The 15,715-nt window shown below is 67.4% G+C and carries 15 protein-coding genes and 2 tRNA genes; 15 read left to right on the plus strand and 2 right to left on the minus strand.

Annotation, left to right across the window (positions count from 1 at the left end; genetic code table 11):
* Positions 1 to 2 precede the first annotated feature (2 nt).
* The 15 genes from ndk (at position 3) to GS424_RS06645 (ending at position 15,209) form a co-directional block, all read left to right on the plus strand.
* A complete protein-coding gene (gene ndk / locus GS424_RS06575) occupies positions 3 to 407 on the plus strand; it encodes a nucleoside-diphosphate kinase (RefSeq protein ID WP_154334510.1) in 405 nt (134 codons plus the stop codon).
* A 123-nt stretch (positions 408 to 530) separates the two neighbouring features.
* Entirely contained in the window at positions 531 to 1,568 is a 1,038-nt protein-coding gene (locus tag GS424_RS06580) for a 4Fe-4S dicluster domain-containing protein (RefSeq protein ID WP_154334509.1), read from the plus strand.
* Positions 1,558 to 2,469 carry an FAD/NAD(P)-binding protein gene (locus GS424_RS06585; RefSeq protein WP_160943268.1) on the plus strand — a complete coding sequence of 304 codons (912 nt, stop codon included), beginning with the start codon at positions 1,558 to 1,560 and terminating at the stop codon, positions 2,467 to 2,469. Before GS424_RS06580 ends, GS424_RS06585 begins: the two co-directional genes overlap by 11 nt.
* A gap of 16 nt (positions 2,470 to 2,485) precedes the next feature.
* The gene (locus GS424_RS06590) at positions 2,486 to 3,271 is read left to right on the plus strand and encodes an NADH-quinone oxidoreductase subunit B family protein (protein WP_186939426.1); all 786 of its coding nucleotides are present in this window, start codon (positions 2,486 to 2,488) and stop codon (positions 3,269 to 3,271) included.
* 11 nt (positions 3,272 to 3,282) lie between these two features.
* Positions 3,283 to 4,575, plus strand: a complete 1,293-nt coding sequence (locus GS424_RS06595; protein WP_160943270.1) for a Ni/Fe hydrogenase subunit alpha — start codon at positions 3,283 to 3,285, stop codon at positions 4,573 to 4,575.
* Positions 4,576 to 4,719: 144 nt separating this feature from the next.
* Complete coding sequence (locus GS424_RS06600; protein WP_160943271.1) at positions 4,720 to 5,010, plus strand: type II toxin-antitoxin system Phd/YefM family antitoxin; 291 nt, start codon at positions 4,720 to 4,722, stop codon at positions 5,008 to 5,010.
* Positions 5,011 to 5,014: 4 nt separating this feature from the next.
* Complete coding sequence (locus tag GS424_RS06605; RefSeq protein WP_160943272.1) at positions 5,015 to 5,344, plus strand: hypothetical protein; 330 nt, start codon at positions 5,015 to 5,017, stop codon at positions 5,342 to 5,344.
* Between the two features lie 135 nt (positions 5,345 to 5,479).
* Positions 5,480 to 6,535, plus strand: a complete 1,056-nt coding sequence (mreB, locus tag GS424_RS06610) for a rod shape-determining protein (protein WP_101722155.1) — start codon at positions 5,480 to 5,482, stop codon at positions 6,533 to 6,535.
* Positions 6,536 to 6,553: 18 nt separating this feature from the next.
* Positions 6,554 to 7,450, plus strand: a complete 897-nt coding sequence (gene mreC, locus GS424_RS06615) for a rod shape-determining protein MreC (protein ID WP_160943273.1) — start codon at positions 6,554 to 6,556, stop codon at positions 7,448 to 7,450.
* On the plus strand, positions 7,447 to 7,974 hold the full coding sequence (gene mreD, locus GS424_RS06620) for a rod shape-determining protein MreD (protein ID WP_160943274.1): 528 nt from the start codon (positions 7,447 to 7,449) through the stop codon (positions 7,972 to 7,974). The genes mreC and mreD overlap by 4 nt, the downstream gene beginning before the upstream one ends.
* A 12-nt stretch (positions 7,975 to 7,986) precedes the next feature.
* On the plus strand, positions 7,987 to 10,167 hold the full coding sequence (gene mrdA, locus GS424_RS06625; RefSeq protein WP_160943275.1) for a penicillin-binding protein 2: 2,181 nt from the start codon (positions 7,987 to 7,989) through the stop codon (positions 10,165 to 10,167).
* Positions 10,168 to 10,190: 23 nt separating this feature from the next.
* Entirely contained in the window at positions 10,191 to 11,384 is a 1,194-nt protein-coding gene (gene rodA, locus GS424_RS06630; protein ID WP_160943276.1) for a rod shape-determining protein RodA, read from the plus strand.
* A 21-nt stretch (positions 11,385 to 11,405) separates the two neighbouring features.
* On the plus strand, positions 11,406 to 12,542 hold the full coding sequence (locus tag GS424_RS06635) for a YcjF family protein (protein ID WP_160943277.1): 1,137 nt from the start codon (positions 11,406 to 11,408) through the stop codon (positions 12,540 to 12,542).
* Positions 12,543 to 12,586: 44 nt separating this feature from the next.
* Complete coding sequence (locus GS424_RS06640) at positions 12,587 to 14,569, plus strand: TIGR03960 family B12-binding radical SAM protein (protein ID WP_244977696.1); 1,983 nt, start codon at positions 12,587 to 12,589, stop codon at positions 14,567 to 14,569.
* Positions 14,562 to 15,209, plus strand: a complete 648-nt coding sequence (locus GS424_RS06645) for a TIGR03936 family radical SAM-associated protein (RefSeq protein WP_160943278.1) — start codon at positions 14,562 to 14,564, stop codon at positions 15,207 to 15,209. The genes GS424_RS06640 and GS424_RS06645 overlap by 8 nt, the downstream gene beginning before the upstream one ends.
* Positions 15,210 to 15,285: 76 nt before the next feature.
* Here GS424_RS06645 and GS424_RS06650 read toward each other — a convergent pair.
* Both GS424_RS06650 and GS424_RS06655 read right to left on the minus strand, forming a co-directional pair.
* A tRNA-Asp gene (locus tag GS424_RS06650) sits at positions 15,286 to 15,362 on the minus strand.
* A gap of 114 nt (positions 15,363 to 15,476) precedes the next feature.
* Positions 15,477 to 15,553 (minus strand) — tRNA-Asp (locus GS424_RS06655).
* Positions 15,554 to 15,715: the final 162 nt, after the last annotated feature.

The raw sequence follows: 15,715 nt of genomic DNA on the forward strand, positions 1-15,715 counted from the left end.
ACATGGCAGAGCAGAAGACTTACACGATGATCAAGCCCGACGGCGTGCGCAACGGCCACGTCGGCGAGATCGTCAACCGCTTCGAGCGCGCGGGCCTCAAGATCGAGCGCATGGAGCTGGGCATGGTGACCGACGAGCAGGCGAAGGCCAACTACGCCGAGCACGAGGGCAAGCCGTTCTACGACGGCCTGATCTCCTACATCACCAGCGGCCCGGTCGTGAAGATGGTCGTGTCCGGCGACGGTGCGGTGGCGAAGTGCCGCTCGCTCATGGGCGCCACTAATCCGGCGGAAGCTGCCCCCGGCACGATTCGCGGCGATTTCGGCCTCATTATGGATGAGAATGTTATACACGGCTCTGATTCCCCGGAATCCGCTGAGCGCGAGATCGGCATCTTCTTCGCGTAAGCTGCATTTCGAACGCGCCGCCGCGTACGAGCCTTCCGCTCGAGCGACGGCGCGTTTTCTGTTTTTCGGAGCCGAACGCGCCGTGGGGCGGCGCGGGACACTAGACGAGAAAAGGATGTGAGCATGCTCTATCGTGTCATCGATGCATCCGAGTTGCCAGCGCTCGTATCGGCGTTCATGGAAACCTACGAGGTGGTGGCTCCGGTCAAGCGCGACCAGGGTTACGCGTTCGAGGCCGTCCAATCGCCCGACGACATCGAGCTCGGCTATCCCACCACCATGGCATCGCCCAAGAAGTACTTCCTGCCGCCCGAGGAGACGCTCATGTCCTTCGACGCGCGCACGAACAGCGTGACGGACTTCGCCTCCGAGATCACGCCGCGCGTCATCTTCGGCGCGCATGCCTGCGACATCAACGCGGTGAACCGCCTCGACCTCGTGTTCAAGGACGGGCGCTATCCCGATCCCTACTACGTCGCCCGCCGCAACGCCACGCTCATCGTGGGCTTGAGCTGCACGCCGACCGAGACGTGCTTCTGCCATCTGTGGGGCGCCGACGAGGCGCGCTTCGGCTACGACCTGTTCCTGCAGGATATCGGCGACAAGTACCTCGTCAGCATCTCGAGCGTCGAGGCGGCGAACATCCTCGAGGCCGCGTGCAACCCGCGCGTCGCCACCGACGAGGACCGCATCGAGTTCCGCCACGCCACGCGCCGGCGCCAGGAGGCCTTCAACGGCGACATCCCCGACATCCAAGACGTGGCCATGCTCATGGACGCGTTCCACAAGGACCCGTTCTGGGAGGAGCTGGGCGGCCGCTGCCTGTCGTGCACGGCATGCTCGGCGGTGTGCCCCACGTGCTTCTGCTTCGACATCCAGGACACGCTCGACCCCTCCGGCGACGCCGGGCGGCGCGAGCGCGTGTGGGACGCGTGCACCGCACCGCAGTTCGCGCAGGTGGCCGGCGGCCACAACTTCCGCGACGACGGGCGCAACCGCGTGCGACACCGCATGTACCACAAGCTCAACGGATTCCTCGCGAACCACGACCGCATGCTGTGCGTGGGCTGCGGGCGCTGCGTGAAAGCGTGCAAGGCGAACATCAACCCCATCGAGGTGCTCGAGTTCTTCGAGAGGAAGGGGGCCGACGATGCCCAGTAGCTGCGCGGCGTCCACCGTCCAGGTCAAGCCGTTCTTCGACGAGGCGGCGCCCCTGTCGGGCGCGGAGATGATGGCGGCGAACCCGTACCGGCCCTGGCCGGCGCGCATCACGTCCATCATCGACCTCACCGAGACGGAGAAGCTGTTCGAGTTCCGCCTCATCGACGAGCGCATCCGCGACGCGTTCTCCCACGAGCCGGGCCAGTTCGTCGAGGTGTCCATCTTCGGCGTGGGCGAGGCGCCCATCTCCATCTCCAGCTCGCCGTCCAAGCGCGGCTTCATCGAGCTGTGCGTGCGCCGCACCGGGCGCTTCACCGAGGTGCTGCACAAGATGCAGTGCGGCGACATCGTGGGCCTTCGCGGCCCCTTCGGCCGCGGATTCCCGTTCGAGGACATGAAGGGCCACGACATCCTGCTCGTGGCCGGCGGCCTCGGCATCGCGCCGCTGCGCTCGCTCATCAACAACATCCACGACGAGCGCTCCGAGTTCGGCAAGGTCACCATCATCTACGGGTCGAAGAACCCCTCCGAGGTGATGTTCCGCAGCCAGTTCGAGATGTGGCGCCACCGCAAGGACTTCGACCTGTACCTGACGGTCGACCATCCCGACGACACGTGGGACGGGGAAGTGGGCCTGGTCACCAAGCCGTTCGAGCATTTGGAGATCGACGCGTCCAACACGTTCGGGGCGCTGTGCGGGCCGCCGATCATGTACCGGTTCGCCATCGACGAGATGCGCAAGAAGGGCATCAGCTACGACCACATCTACGTGAGCTTCGAGCGCCACATGAAATGCGGCATGGGCAAGTGCGGCCATTGCCAGATCGGGCACCAGTACGTGTGCATCGACGGGCCCGTATTCAACTACTGGGAAGCCAAGAACATCCAGGGGTCGATGTAGGATGGAGCGGAGCGACATGAGCGGAAACTGCATAGCCTGCCAGGACGAGCCGACCACGCCCCGCGTGGTGGTCGTGGGCCTGGCCAGCTGCTTCGGCTGCCAGCTGCAGGTGACGAACGCCGAGGCGCACCTGTTGGACGTGCTCGGGCAGATCGACCTGCGCTATTGGCAGCTGGCCTCGAGCGATCCCATGCCCGAGGACTTCGACGTGGCCATCATCGAGGGCGCCGTCACCACCGAGGAAGCCGAGGCCACGGTGCGCAGCCTGCGCGCGAAGGCCGCGGCCATCATCGCCGTGGGCGCGTGCGCCACGACGGCGGGCATCCCCGGCATGGCCGCCGACGGGTTCCTCGAGCGCCCGGGCCAGGTGTACGAGCGCGTGCCCTCGGCCTGCGGCGACATGGTGGCGCCGCGCGCGGTGGGCGCCGTCATCGACGTGGACTACGAGGTGCGCGCGTGCCCCATCGACTCCTTCGACTTCATCGACGTGCTGCAGCGCGCGCTGTACGGCTCGAACAAGGCCTCCACCTCGCGCACGATGTGCGGCGACTGCAAGCGCAACGAGACGAGCTGCTTCTTCGGCAAGGGGCAGCTGTGCCTGGGCCTCGTGACCACGGCCGGATGCGGCGCGAAGTGCGTGAACCTGGGACGGCCGTGCAACGGCTGCCGCGGGCTGTCGCCCGACGCGAACCTCGACTCGGCCCGCGACGCGGTGGTGCGCTACGGCGTGTCGGTGGCCGACTTCGACCGGGCGCTCGAGATGTTCAACCAGACGAACCCCGCCCTTGCGGGCAGCGAGTGAGGACGGAACCCATGACGAAAACCGCTATACACGTCGACCATATCGCCCGCATCGAGGGCCACGGCAACGTGCACGTGGTCATCGAGGACGGGGCGGTGAAGACGGTCGAGATGAACGTCGTCGAGCCCGCGCGCCTGTTCGAGAGCATGGTGCGCGGCCGCCGCTTCGAGGAGGTGCCCTACATCGCCTCGCGCATCTGCGGCATCTGCTCGTCGAGCCACGTGGTGACCGACCTCAAGGCCATCGAGCGCGTCTTCGGCGTGGAGGTGACCGACCGCACGCGCGCCCTGCGCGAGCTTCTGGTGTACGGCTCCTACCTGCAGAACCACGCGTCGCACCTGTTCGTGTTCGCCGCCCCCGACTTCCTCGGCATGCCCAGCGTGTTCCCGCTGGCCCAGACCGACCCCGAGCTGTTCGAGCAGGCGCTCGGCCTCAAGGCGCTCGGCAACGAGCTGTGCACGAAGGTGGGCGGCCGCAGCATCCATCCCATCACCGCCGTGGTGGGCGGCTTCACGCACGAGATCGAGCCGGCGGAGTACCTCGAGCTGGCGGCTAAGATGGACGCCGCGATGGACTTCGCCCTGGAAGCGGTGGACCTGTTCCGCGGCTTCACGGTGCCGGCCATCGCCACGGTGGGCGACATGCTGGCCATGGTGGAGGACGACTACTACCCGGTGGAGTGCTCCGACACGGCGTTCTTCCTGAACGCGGGCATCGAGTTCGACGCGAACGAGGTGCAGGAGCGCGTCGAGGAGTACGCCGTGCCGCATTCGGCCGCGCTGCTCGCCCGCGTGCGCGAGACCGGCGACCCGTACTTCACGGGCGCGCTGGCCCGCATCAACGCCTCGTGGCAGAACCTCGGCCAGAACGCCAAGGTGGCCGCGGCGAAGGCGGGCCTGCGCCCGCCCGAGGCCAACCCGTTCATGAACAACGTGGCCCAGGCCGTGGAGATCGTGGACGCGCTCGACCGCTGCGCCAACCTCTGCCGCATGCTGGCCGAGCCCGGCGCCATCGCCAGCTCGAGCGAGCCCGTGCCCTTCGAGGTGAAAGCCGGCCGCGCCGTGGGCTTCACCGAGGCGCCGCGCGGCGCGCTGTTCCACGACCTCACGCTGGACGGCGAGGGCCGCGTGACGCACGCGTCCATCCTCACGCCCACGGCCCAGAACGTGGCGAACCTCGAGGCCGACATGCGCCTTCTGGCCGAGACGCTCGTCGCCGACGGGGCGGCGGAGGACGTCGTCCGCCTCGAGATCGAGAAGCTCGTCCGCGCCTACGACCCCTGCCTCAGCTGCAGCGTGCACTAAAGATAGCCCAAGTGAAGGCGCCGGTTTGGAACCGGCGCCTTTTTTGCGCGTTGGCGCTCGGTAACCATATGCTGTAAATTCGTAGTATATATGCTGTATACTACGAACTACATGATAGAGTGGTTCCGAAAGGAAGGAGTTGCCATGCCTATCGTCAAACCGCTTTCGGATTTCAACCGCAACCAGTCGTCGATCATCGACGAGCTCGAGCAGACGCAACGGCCCATATACCTCACGCGCAATGGAACCGCGTCGATCGTGGTCATGGACGCCGGGGCGTTCGACCGGGCCATGTCGTTTCGCGCGAGCGCCTATGCGAACGAGATGCGTGTGTACGACAGCCTGATGAAGGGGTACGACGACGTCCAGCAAGGACGCATCGTCGATGCCGACCAGGCGGAAGAGGAGATCAGGCGCGCGAAGGGCTGGTCGTAGGCTAATGGGGGAGGGTTGGACGACGGTCTACACCCGAAGCGCCATCGACTTCATCGTAGCCGAGGTATGGAGCGAACGTGTTGCGGAGAAGCTGTTCTCGTACCGTACGCTGCTGGAATCCGCTCCCGATCTCGGTCGTGCCTACGATCCCGATTATCCTGCTGCGCGCCCTCCGTTTCCGTGTCGCTGCATCGCCGTTCCCGATACGCCGTTTTCGCTGTACTATCTCAAGGACGATGACCTGCGCCGCATAGTCATCTTCTGCATCGAATACCAACGCGCCGAACCCAACGCGCGCTTCTCGTCTTTCGACTGGTCGGTCGTGGATTGGTAGCGAGCAGGCTCGCCCGCGGCTCCTCCGCGTTCCGTCTGCCGGGGCGGGTGTGCCCCTCGTGGATTTTCATCATCGGGTCAACGCCTGTGCTAAAATTCGGTTTCACCTGGAATCGAGATTCAAGGGGTTTCCTGTATGTCCTTCTTAGATATGTTTTCGGGTTTGACCGGCCAGATGTCCACGGACATGGCCATCGACCTCGGAACTGCTAATACATTGGTCGCCATCCCTGGCGAGGGTATCGTTGTGAACGAGCCCTCGGTCGTCGCCATCGAGAAGGCCACCCATCGCGTGCTCGCGGTGGGCCACGAAGCCAAGAACATGATCAACCACACGCCGGAGGCGTTCTCCGCCGAGCACCCGCTGCATGACGGCGTGGTCGCCGACTACGACGTGACGGAGGCCATGATCTCGGCGTTCATCGGCAAGGCCGCGCCGCGCAAGTACCCCTGGCAGGCCAAGCCCCGCATCGTCATCTGCATCCCGTGCGGCGCCACCTCGGTGGAGAAGCGCGCGGTGTTCGAGGCCGCCGTCCAGGCCGGCGCGCGCCAGGCCTACCTCATCGAGGAGCCCATGGCCGCGGCCATGGGTGCCGACCTGCCCGTCACCGAGCCCACGGGCTCCATGGTGGTGGACATCGGCGGCGGCACCACGGAAGTGGCCGTCATCTCGCTCGGCGGCATCGTCACCTCGTCGTCGCTGCGCCTGGCCGGCAACCGCATGGACGAGGCCATCGCCATGCACCTGCGCGACCTTCTGGGCATCAAGATCGGCGAGCGCACGGCCGAGATCATCAAGATCAAGATCGGCTCCATCCTGCCGTTCGAGGACGGTCGCGAGCGCGACATGATCATCTCGGGCCAGGACGTGATCACCGAGCAGCCGAAGGAAGTGACCATCCAATCCGAGGATGTGCGCGCCGCCTTGCAGGCCCCCTGCGAGGAGATGGTCGTGCACATCAAGGAGACGTTCAAGAAGACGAACCCCGACCTCGCCTCCGACATCATCCAGAACGGCATCCTGCTGACGGGCGGCGGCGGCCTGCTGTCCGGCCTCGACCGCTACCTCACCGACAAGCTGGAGATTCCCGTATGGACGAGCGAGACGGCGCTCACGAACGTGGTCATGGGCTGCCTCAAGGTGCTCGAGACGCCGACGGCGCTCAAGCAGACGCTCATGCGCTCGAAATAAGGCTGAACCGACTCGTCTATGGCGCTTAATTTCCAACAGAGAAGCTCGGTGTTCCTGCGCCGGGTTCTGCTCGTCGCATTCCTCGTCGCGTCGCTCGCGCTGGTCACGCTGTACTCGCGCGAGGGCCAGGACGGCCCGCTGCATGCGATCCAGAGCGGCGTGTCGGGAGCCGTCGCGCCCCTGAAGTTCGTCGGCGCGGCCGCGAACTCGGGCGTGAACAGCGCCGGCGAAAGCTTCGGCAACCTCACGGCCGACGAGAGCACGCTGTCGGGCCTGCGCGAGAGCAACGCCGAGCTGCGCGAGCTGCTGAGCCAGGCCGACGAGTACAAGCAGGAGGCCCAGCGCCTCCAGCAGCTGCTGGACCTCAAGGACCTGTACGAGATCGACGGCGTGGGCGCGCGCGTGGTGGGCAACCCCGACGAGGCGTGGAGCCAGACCGTCACCATCGACAAGGGAACCGCCGACGGGGTGGAGACCGGCTTGACGGTGATGGGCACTTCCGGCGTGATCGGCCAGGTGTACAGCGCGGCCGAGCACACCGCCAAGGTGCGCCTGCTCACCGACCCCGACTCCGGTGCCGCGGCGCGCGTGGAATCGAGCCGCGCGGAGGGCGTGGTGCGCGGGTCGCTCGAGGGGCTGCTGTACCTCGAGAACCTCGACGCCGACGCCGTGGTGAACCCCGGCGACGTGGTGGTCACGTCCGGGCTGGGCGGCAGCTACGCGCCCGGCCTCATCATCGGCACCGTGGTGAAGGTGGACACCCGCCAGGGCGAGTCCACGCGGCGCGTGGTCGTGTCGCCGAACGACACGACGGGCGCCCTCGAAGAGGTGCTCGTCGTGTTCGGCGTGGGCGCCGACGACGATACCGACGGCAACGACGGCAACGACGGCAACGAAGGAGGCGATGCATCGTGAACCTGACGCGTGAGAGCATCGTCATCGCCGTCGGCGCGGTGGTCGCGCTGCTGCTGCAGATCGTCGTGGCCCCCAACATCGCGCTGTTCTCGGCGCAGCCGAACATCCTGCTGGCGTACGTGCTCGTGGTGGCCATCGTGCGGCCGCTCGACGCCGGCCCGGTGCTGCCGTTCGTGCTGGGCCTCGTCTGCGACCTGCTGGGATCGGGGCCCGTGGGCGGCTACGCCTTCCTGTTCGTCATCGTGTCGTTCATCGCGTCGCGCGCGTTCTCGGTGCTCGACAACGACACGCTGTTCATGCCGCTGACCATCTTCGTCATCGCGACGTTCGCTACCGAGATGCTGTACGGCGCCCTGCTCATCGGCCTCGGGCTGTCGGTGAGCCCCGGGGACGCGTTCTTGTACCGCGCCCTGCCGTGCACGCTGTACGACTGCGTCATCGGCCTCGTGCTGTATCCGATCATCGCGCGCCTGCTTGCCGACGGCGCCCAGGACCGCGGACCGCGCACGCCTCGGCTGCGGTAGGGGGCGCTTGCCATGATCGCCGCCATCATCGCCGCCGTCGTCACGCTCGTCGTGGCAATCATCGTCATCGCCGTCGTGTTCGCCCTGCGCAACAACACGAAGTCGCCGAACGTCAGCGTGAAGAAGGACGTCCGCTCCATCAGCTCGGTGGGCGTGAAGTCGAGCCTCGGCAACGCGGGCGGCCACGTTGGCGGGTCGACGCAGGTGCGCACCGGCTCGGCGCAGCGTCCGACGTCCAACCCGGCCGACAACCTCAAATCGCGATTCGTGGCCATGGGCGTGCTGGCCGCCGGCATCTTCGGGACGCTGACGGCGAAGCTGTGGACCATGCAGGTGCTGTCGTCGGACGCCTACCGCAGCAAGGCCGACGACAACCAGTACGCCACCGTGTCCACGCCCGCGCCGCGCGGCTACATCTGCGACGCCAACGGGCTGCCGCTCGTGAAGAACCGCGTGTCGCTCACCGTGCTGGCCGACGTGGAGGCGGCCAGCGATCGCGACGTGGTGCAGCGCCTGTCCGCGGTGCTCGGTGTGCCGTACAACGTGGTGCGCCAGCGCATCCAGGACGCGACGGGCGGCGCCCAGAGCCAGCGCGTCGTGGCGAGCGACGTGCGGCTGCGCGACATCGCCTTCATCACCGAGCATTCCGACGCGTTCCCCGGCATCAAGACGGAGGAGCGCTACGTGCGCGATTACCCCTACGGCGCGCTCGCCGCGCACGTGGTGGGGTACACGGGCTCCGTCACCGAGGACGGGATGAAGTCCGTCGGCGAGGGCCGCGACGTGGAGTTGGGCGACGACATGGGCGCGTCGGGCATCGAGCTGCAGTACGACCGTCTGCTGGCGGGCGAGCACGGCAAGCGCAAAGTGGTCGCCAACGCCGATGGCGAGGTGGTGCGCGTGGTGAGCGAGACGCAGCCCACGAAGGGCTCCGACGTGTACCTGGCCCTCAAGGGGCCGGTGCAGTACGTAGCCGATCGTGAGCTGGCGGCGCTCATCGCGCCTGAGGACGGGACGATCGGCACGGGCAGCGGCGTGGCGGGCTCGGTGGTGGTCATGGACCTGCGCGACGGCGGGATCGTGGCCATGGCGAACTATCCCCTGTTCGATCCTGCCGAGTTCACGGGCAAGATTTCTGAAGACGTGTACGCTGTATACAATTCCGATGAAGCTCAGAAGCCGCTGTTTAACCGTGCGATCTCGGGCAGCTATCCCGCCGCGTCGACGTACAAGACGTTCACGGGCCTCGCGGCGCTGGCGAACGGCTTCGCCGACATGAAGCGCACGTGGACGTGCGGCGGTTCGTGGGACGGCTGGGGCACGGGCCAGGAGCAGATGTGCTGGAACCACTCGGGCCACGGCACGCTTGACCTGCGCGGCGGCATCGTGCAGTCGTGCGACGTCGTGTTCTATCAGATCGCCCATGACTTCTTTGAGGCGGCGCAGGACGGCAAGGTCAGCCATACCGCCCTCCAGGACTACCTCGCGAAGTTCCACTTCGACCAGTACACCGGCATCGACCTGGGCGGCGAATCGGTGGGCATCATCCCCACACCTGAGTGGAAGGCGGAGCGTTTCCGCGACACCCCCGAGGAAGCAGCGTGGAAGGGCGGTGACATGACGAACATGATCATCGGCCAGGGCTACGTCCTCGTCACGCCCCTGCAGGTGGCCGTGGCCTACGGCGCCATCGCCACCGGCAAGCTGTTGAAGCCGCACCTGCTCAAGGAGGTGCGCAACGCGAGCGGCGACGTGGCCGCCACCCATAAGATCGAGACGGCGGGGGAGTTGGATGTGCCCGAAGCGGATCTTGCCTTCATGCGCGATGCCCTCAACGGCGTGGCCACCGACAACGCCGACGTGTCGAAGCTGCTCAACGAGCAGGGCATCGACCCTGCAACCGTGGCGTGCAAGACGGGTACCGCCGAGTACACCGACATGGCCGACACCGCCTGGTTCGCCTGCTACGCGCCGGTGGACGATCCCCGGTACGTGGTGACCTGCGTGGTCGAGCACGGCGGTGGCGGTTCGTCCGTGGCCGCCCCGCTCGGCGCGAAGGTGCTGGCGGCGGCGCTCGCGAGCGATGCCGCTGCCGAGGAGGACCCGGCCGCCGGCATGGGCGTGATCGCCGGCTCCACCGGCAAGGTGCTTGAAGGCGCGGGCGCCGCGACGTCCGGCGGCCGTACCGACTAGACGAGACGAGGAAAGGAGGCGTTATGCCGCAGCTACCGCAGATCAACTCCGTGAAGGCGCCCGACAAGGTCGTGGCGCAGGCCACGCGCACGCGCCGGTTCCCCTGGCTCAACCTCCCGTTCATCCTCGTGATCGCGTTGCTGGTGTCGTACGGCCTCGTCATCCTGATGTCGGCGATAGCCAACGATCCCGACTACTCGTTCACGAACCAGCTGACGGGCGTCGCCCTCGGCGTCGTGTTCATGGTGCTGGTCTGGCGCTTCGACTACCGCCGGCTCTCGGACTTCACCACGATCTTCCTCGTCGTCAGCATCGTGCTCATCCTCTCGCCGCACATACCGGGGCTGGGAACCGATGCGGGCATGGGCGCGAAGAACTGGATCAAGTTGGGCATACAGGTTCAGCCCGGCGAGTTCGCCAAGATCACCGTCATCCTGTTGGACGCCAGCATCATGGCGCGTTACGGCGGCAGGCTCGACGACCCGCGCGAGTACGCCAAGGCGCTCGGCATGATGCTCGTGCCGTTCGCCTGCATCATGACGCAGCCCGACCTGGGCACGGGCCTCGTGTACCTGTTCATCGGGGCGGTCGCCTTGGTGGTGGGCGGCGCGCGGCCGAAGTACCTGCTGATCACGCTCGGGCTGTTCATCGTGGCCATCGTGGCCGTGTTCCTCATCGACCAGGTCATCTACAACTCAACCGGCGAGTACAAGCTGCTCAAGCAGTACCAGCGCAACCGCCTGCTCGTGTTCCTCGATCCCGACATCGACCCCACGGGAGAGAGCTACAACCTCAAGCAAGCCCAGATCGCCATCGGCTCGGGCGGCCTGTTCGGCAAGGGCCTGTTCCAGGGAACGCAGCATGCCCTGGGCATCCTGCCCGAGCCGGCCACCGATTTCATCTTCTGCGTGCTGGCCGAGGAACTGGGGTTTTTCGGTGTAATGGTGCTGCTGGCGCTGTACACGGCCCTCGTTTTGATATGCTTCCGTATCGCCGGCGCTTCGAGCGACCTGTTCGGCATGGTCATCGTCATGGGCGTCGTCGGCATGTGGTTGTTCCAGATTCTTGAAAACATCGGCATGGATTGCGGGCTCATGCCCATCACGGGCATCCCCCTGCCGTTCGTCAGCTACGGAGCGACGGGAATGGTGATGAACTTCATCATGCTCGGCATGATCGGCTCCGTGTGGACCCATAACATCCAGAAGCAGCGCTAAGCACGAGGAAAAGGGGCGGTTATGCAGCTACCCGTTGACATCAAAGCGGTTATCGACGAAGCCACCAACATCGACGAAGCGCGTCGCACGTCGCTGTCGGTGAGCGTGTATCTCGACGACAGCGCGCCGGGCGACGTGCAGGCGTACGTGCGCCAGGCGTTCGCCAGCGCGTCGCCGCATGCCCGCGTGTCGCTCATGTACCTCGACGGCCGCCCGTTCGCGCCCTTCTCGGGCGACGACATGGCGGTCATCGTGGCGGGCCTGAACGAGCAGGTGGGGGAGTACGCGGCGCAGGTGCGCGCGGCGGGCGTCCCCGTGATGGTGGTCACCACGCTGCCCTCGCTCGTGGCCGACATCGCGAAGGCGCAGGGCGCGCCCATCCCGCACGGCGACCTCATCGCCCCCAAGGCCCCCAAGGTCGAGCCGGCTCCGCTGCCGGCGCCCGACGCCGCCGTGAACGGGGCCGAAGCCGTCCAGGCCGTCGGGGCCGGCTCGCCGAACGAGCCGTACGCGCTCGACGCCGCCGCCGTCGGCTCGCTCAACGAGCGCATGGGCGGCTGGGTCATCGCGGCGTGCAACGACAAGCGCCTCGCGTTCGCGCTGGCGTTCCCCTTCGTGCGCAAGCCCCTGTCGCTCGAGGCCGTGAACTCCACGGCGCTGCAGAACGCGGGCGTGGGCCTGCTCGTCATCATCCCGGGCGCCGACATGCCCGTCATGACGCTCAACCAGGCGAAGATGCTGCTCATGATAGCCGCCTCGTACGGCGAAGAGCTCAACATGGAGCGCGTGAAGGAGCTTGCGGCCCTCGTGGGCGGCGCGTTCGCGTGCCGCGCGGTGGCGCGCCAGCTCGTGACGTTCGTGCCCGCGCTCGGCTGGGCCGTGAAGGCCGCCATCGGCTACACCGGCACCGTCGCCATGGGGCGCGCGGCCATCGAGTACTACGAGGACGGCCCCACGCTGGGCAAGCTCACCGACGCGGTCGCTGGCGCGCGCGACAAGGTGGTGCAGGCCGCCGCGAAGCGCGCGGCGCAGACGGCGCAGGCCACCGGCGCGAAGGCCGTGGGAGCCGTGCGCGACCGCGCCGGACGCGCGGCCCAGGCGGCCGGCGGCGTGCGCGATGCCGCCCTCAACCGCTTCGCCGCCGGCAAAGCGCGCTGAGCCCCTCGTACCATCAGGCAAACCGAAGAAGGGAAACGAATCCGATGACGGATCTCTGGCCGCGCCTCGAGCCGCTGCTCGCCGCCGCAGAGCGCCCTGCGCGCTACCTCAACCACGAGTTCGGCTGCGTCTACAAGCCCGAGGCGGACTTCCGCTTCTGCATGGTGTACCCCGACACCTACGAGCTGGGGCAGGCGAACCAGGCGCTGCGCATCCTCGTGAACGTGGTGAACGCGGCCGAGCACATGGCGGCCGAACGCGCGTTCCTCCCCGCGCCCGCGATGTGCGACACGCTGCGCGCCGAGGGCATCCCGCTGTTCAGCATCGAGAGCTGCGCGCCGCTTGCCGAGTTCGACGCCGTGGGCATCACGCTGCCGCACGAGCTGGCCGCCACGAACGTGCTGGAGACGCTCGATTTGGCGGGCATCCCGCTGCACGCCTCCGAGCGCGCCGAGGACGACCCGCTCGTGGTGGGCGGCGGCCCGTGCGCCTACAACCCCGAGCCCTACGCGCCGTTCTTCGACGCGTTCAACATCGGCGAGGGCGAGGAGGCCCTGCCGCGCGGCCTGTCCGTCATCCGCCGGCTGCGCGCCGAGGGTGCCGCGCGCGCCGACATCCTGCGCGCGCTGTCTGCGGAGCCGGGCTGGTACGTGCCGTCGCTGTACCGCTGGCGCGCCGAGGAGGAGGCCCAGGAAGCGGGCTCGTGGATCGAGCCGGTGGAGGAGGGGCTGCCCCTGCGCATCGAGAAGAGCCTGTTCGAGGGGTTCGCGGAGAGTCCCGGCTGGGAGCCGTGCATCGTGCCGTTCACCGAGGTGGTGCACGACCGCCTGAACGTCGAGATCCTGCGCGGGTGCGCCCGCGGCTGCCGCTTCTGCCAGGCCGGCATGATGTACCGCCCCGTGCGCGAGCGCTCGGCCGACAACGTGGTGGAGTCGGTGGTGCAGGGGCTGGCCGAGACGGGCTACGACGAGGTGAGCCTCACGTCGCTGTCGTCCACCGACCACTCGCAGATCGCCGAGATACTCACGCGCATCAACCGCGCTTGCGACGGCAAGGGCGTGCGCATATCGGTGCCCTCGCAGCGCCTCGACTCGTTCGGCGTGGACATGGCCGAGCTTGTGGCGGGCCGCAAGAAGGGCGGCCTCACGTTCGCGCCCGAGGCGGGCACGCAGCGCCTGCGCGACGTCATTAACAAGAACGTGACCGAGGACGACCTGTTCGGCGCGCTCGACGCCGCGTTCGCGGCCGGCTGGCGGCGCTGCAAGCTGTACTTCATGATCGGACTGCCCACCGAGACCGACGACGACATCAAGGGCATCGCGAGCCTCGCGCAGCGCGCCTACGATCGCATGAAGGCGGCCACGCCGCCCGAGCAGCGCGGGGGCCTCGCGCTCAGCATCTCGTGCGCGCTGTTCGTGCCGAAGGCCCAGACGCCGTTCCAGTGGGACGGGCAGATACCGCCGGAGGAGGCGCTGCGCCGCGTGCAGCTTTTGCGCAACTCCGTGAAGTACCGCGCCGTGGACGTGCACTGGCACGACCCGGCCACGAGCTTCGTCGAGGCCGTGATGAGCCGCGCCGGCCGCGAAGGGGCCGCGTGGGTCGAGGCCGCCTGGCGCCGCGGCGCGCGGTTCGACGCGTGGACCGAGTGCTTCAGCGAGTCGGCTTGGCGCGAAGCCGCCGACGAGCTGGGGCTCGACCCGGCCGCCATTGCCCAGACCGCCTATCCCACGACCCGCGTCATGCCGTGGGAGCATATATCCACCGGCGTGTCGGCGCGCTGGCTCGCACGCGAGCGCCGCTTGGCCGACGAGGGTCGCACGACGCCCGACTGCACGTTCGAGAAGTGCTCGGCATGCGGCGCGTGCCCGACGCTCGGGGTGGACAACGAGCTGGCTCAGCCCCGCGTGGCCTCGGGGTCGAACGCCATCGAGCCCCCCTGTTGTCATCCTGAGCGGAGCGCCGTAGGCGCGGAGTCGAAGGATCCCGCCGTGAATCCCGCAGACTCCCAGGAGGTTTCCCATGCCTGATCCGAACCTGTTCCGCCTGCGCGTGACGTTCTGCAAGCAGGGCCGCCTGGCGCTGCTGTCGCATCTCGAGGTGGCGCGCGCCCTCGAGCGCGCGGTGCGCCGCGCCGGCCTGCCGTTCGCGGTGAGCCAGGGCTTCTCGCCCCACATGAAGATCGCGTTCGGCGCGGCGCTGCCCGTCGGCGTGGGCGGCACGCACGAGCTGTTCGACCTGCAGATGACGCGCTACGTTCCGGCCGACGAGGCGCTCCGGGCGCTGCAGGACGCCAGCGTGCCCGATCTCATGGTGAAGGCCTGCGACTACATCGAGCCGCACGCGCCGGCCGCCTCGGCCGCGTACCCCATCGCCACCTACCGCGCGCTGCTGTCGCGCCCTCCCGCGAGCTTCCCGGTGCCCGACGAGGTGAGGGTGGTGCGCAAGAAGAAGGAGAAGGTGCTGCGCGTGGACGAGTTCCTCGTGGGGGAGCCGGAGGTGTCCGGGGCCGTGGTCACGTTCTCGCTGGAGTCGAAGCTGACGGGCTCGCTGCGCCCCGACGTGCTGCTGCGCGCGTGCTGCGACGCCGCCAACGCGGCCGCGCCCGAAGACGCGGCGCCGCTGCACGTGCTGTCGGTCATGCGCACGGAGCAGCGCGCGGCCCGCTGAGGGGAGGGCCGCGCATCCCGCGCGCATCGCGAGCGACAAAAAAGCCCGCCGATCGGCGGGCTTTCTGCATTCAGAATGGCGGGATGTACGAGACTCGAACTCGCGACCTCCGACGTGACAGGCCGGCGCTCTAACCAACTGAGCTAACACCCCGTGCTTTGCAGCGAAGGTTATTCTACCGGAAGAATCTTCGCTGCGCAATCATTATTATGACGAATTTCGCCGATACGAAAAGAACCCGCCGAAGCGGGTTCTTAGCATTCAGAATGGCGGGATGTACGAGACTCGAACTCGCGACCTCCGACGTGACAGGCCGGCGCTCTAACCAACTGAGCTAACACCCCGTGCTTTGCAGCGCGGAATATATTACCGGTAGTCAGCGCTCGACGCAAGCCCCCAATTTGAAAAAGTTCGGAAGGGCGCGCCCGTTTCTCCCGCGATCGGTTCATCGCGCGCTCGTGACGAGCTCGCTGTGCGGAAAAATCGGGTTTTTGGCAATCGGGAGC

Origin of the sequence: Eggerthella guodeyinii, assembly GCF_009834925.2 — a bacterium.
GTDB classification, from domain to species: Bacteria; Actinomycetota; Coriobacteriia; order Coriobacteriales; family Eggerthellaceae; genus Eggerthella; species Eggerthella guodeyinii.

Coding starts and splice junctions, on each gene's coding strand:
- ndk (WP_154334510.1), top strand. CDS start 3: ATGGCAGAGCAGAAGACTTACACGATGATCAAGCCCGACGGCGTGCGC.
- GS424_RS06580 (WP_154334509.1), top strand. CDS start 531: ATGCTCTATCGTGTCATCGATGCATCCGAGTTGCCAGCGCTCGTATCG.
- GS424_RS06585 (WP_160943268.1), top strand. CDS start 1,558: ATGCCCAGTAGCTGCGCGGCGTCCACCGTCCAGGTCAAGCCGTTCTTC.
- GS424_RS06590 (WP_186939426.1), top strand. CDS start 2,486: ATGAGCGGAAACTGCATAGCCTGCCAGGACGAGCCGACCACGCCCCGC.
- GS424_RS06595 (WP_160943270.1), top strand. CDS start 3,283: ATGACGAAAACCGCTATACACGTCGACCATATCGCCCGCATCGAGGGC.
- GS424_RS06600 (WP_160943271.1), top strand. CDS start 4,720: ATGCCTATCGTCAAACCGCTTTCGGATTTCAACCGCAACCAGTCGTCG.
- GS424_RS06605 (WP_160943272.1), top strand. CDS start 5,015: ATGGGGGAGGGTTGGACGACGGTCTACACCCGAAGCGCCATCGACTTC.
- mreB (WP_101722155.1), top strand. CDS start 5,480: ATGTCCTTCTTAGATATGTTTTCGGGTTTGACCGGCCAGATGTCCACG.
- mreC (WP_160943273.1), top strand. CDS start 6,554: ATGGCGCTTAATTTCCAACAGAGAAGCTCGGTGTTCCTGCGCCGGGTT.
- mrdA (WP_160943275.1), top strand. CDS start 7,987: ATGATCGCCGCCATCATCGCCGCCGTCGTCACGCTCGTCGTGGCAATC.
- rodA (WP_160943276.1), top strand. CDS start 10,191: ATGCCGCAGCTACCGCAGATCAACTCCGTGAAGGCGCCCGACAAGGTC.
- GS424_RS06635 (WP_160943277.1), top strand. CDS start 11,406: ATGCAGCTACCCGTTGACATCAAAGCGGTTATCGACGAAGCCACCAAC.
- GS424_RS06640 (WP_244977696.1), top strand. CDS start 12,587: ATGACGGATCTCTGGCCGCGCCTCGAGCCGCTGCTCGCCGCCGCAGAG.
- GS424_RS06645 (WP_160943278.1), top strand. CDS start 14,562: ATGCCTGATCCGAACCTGTTCCGCCTGCGCGTGACGTTCTGCAAGCAG.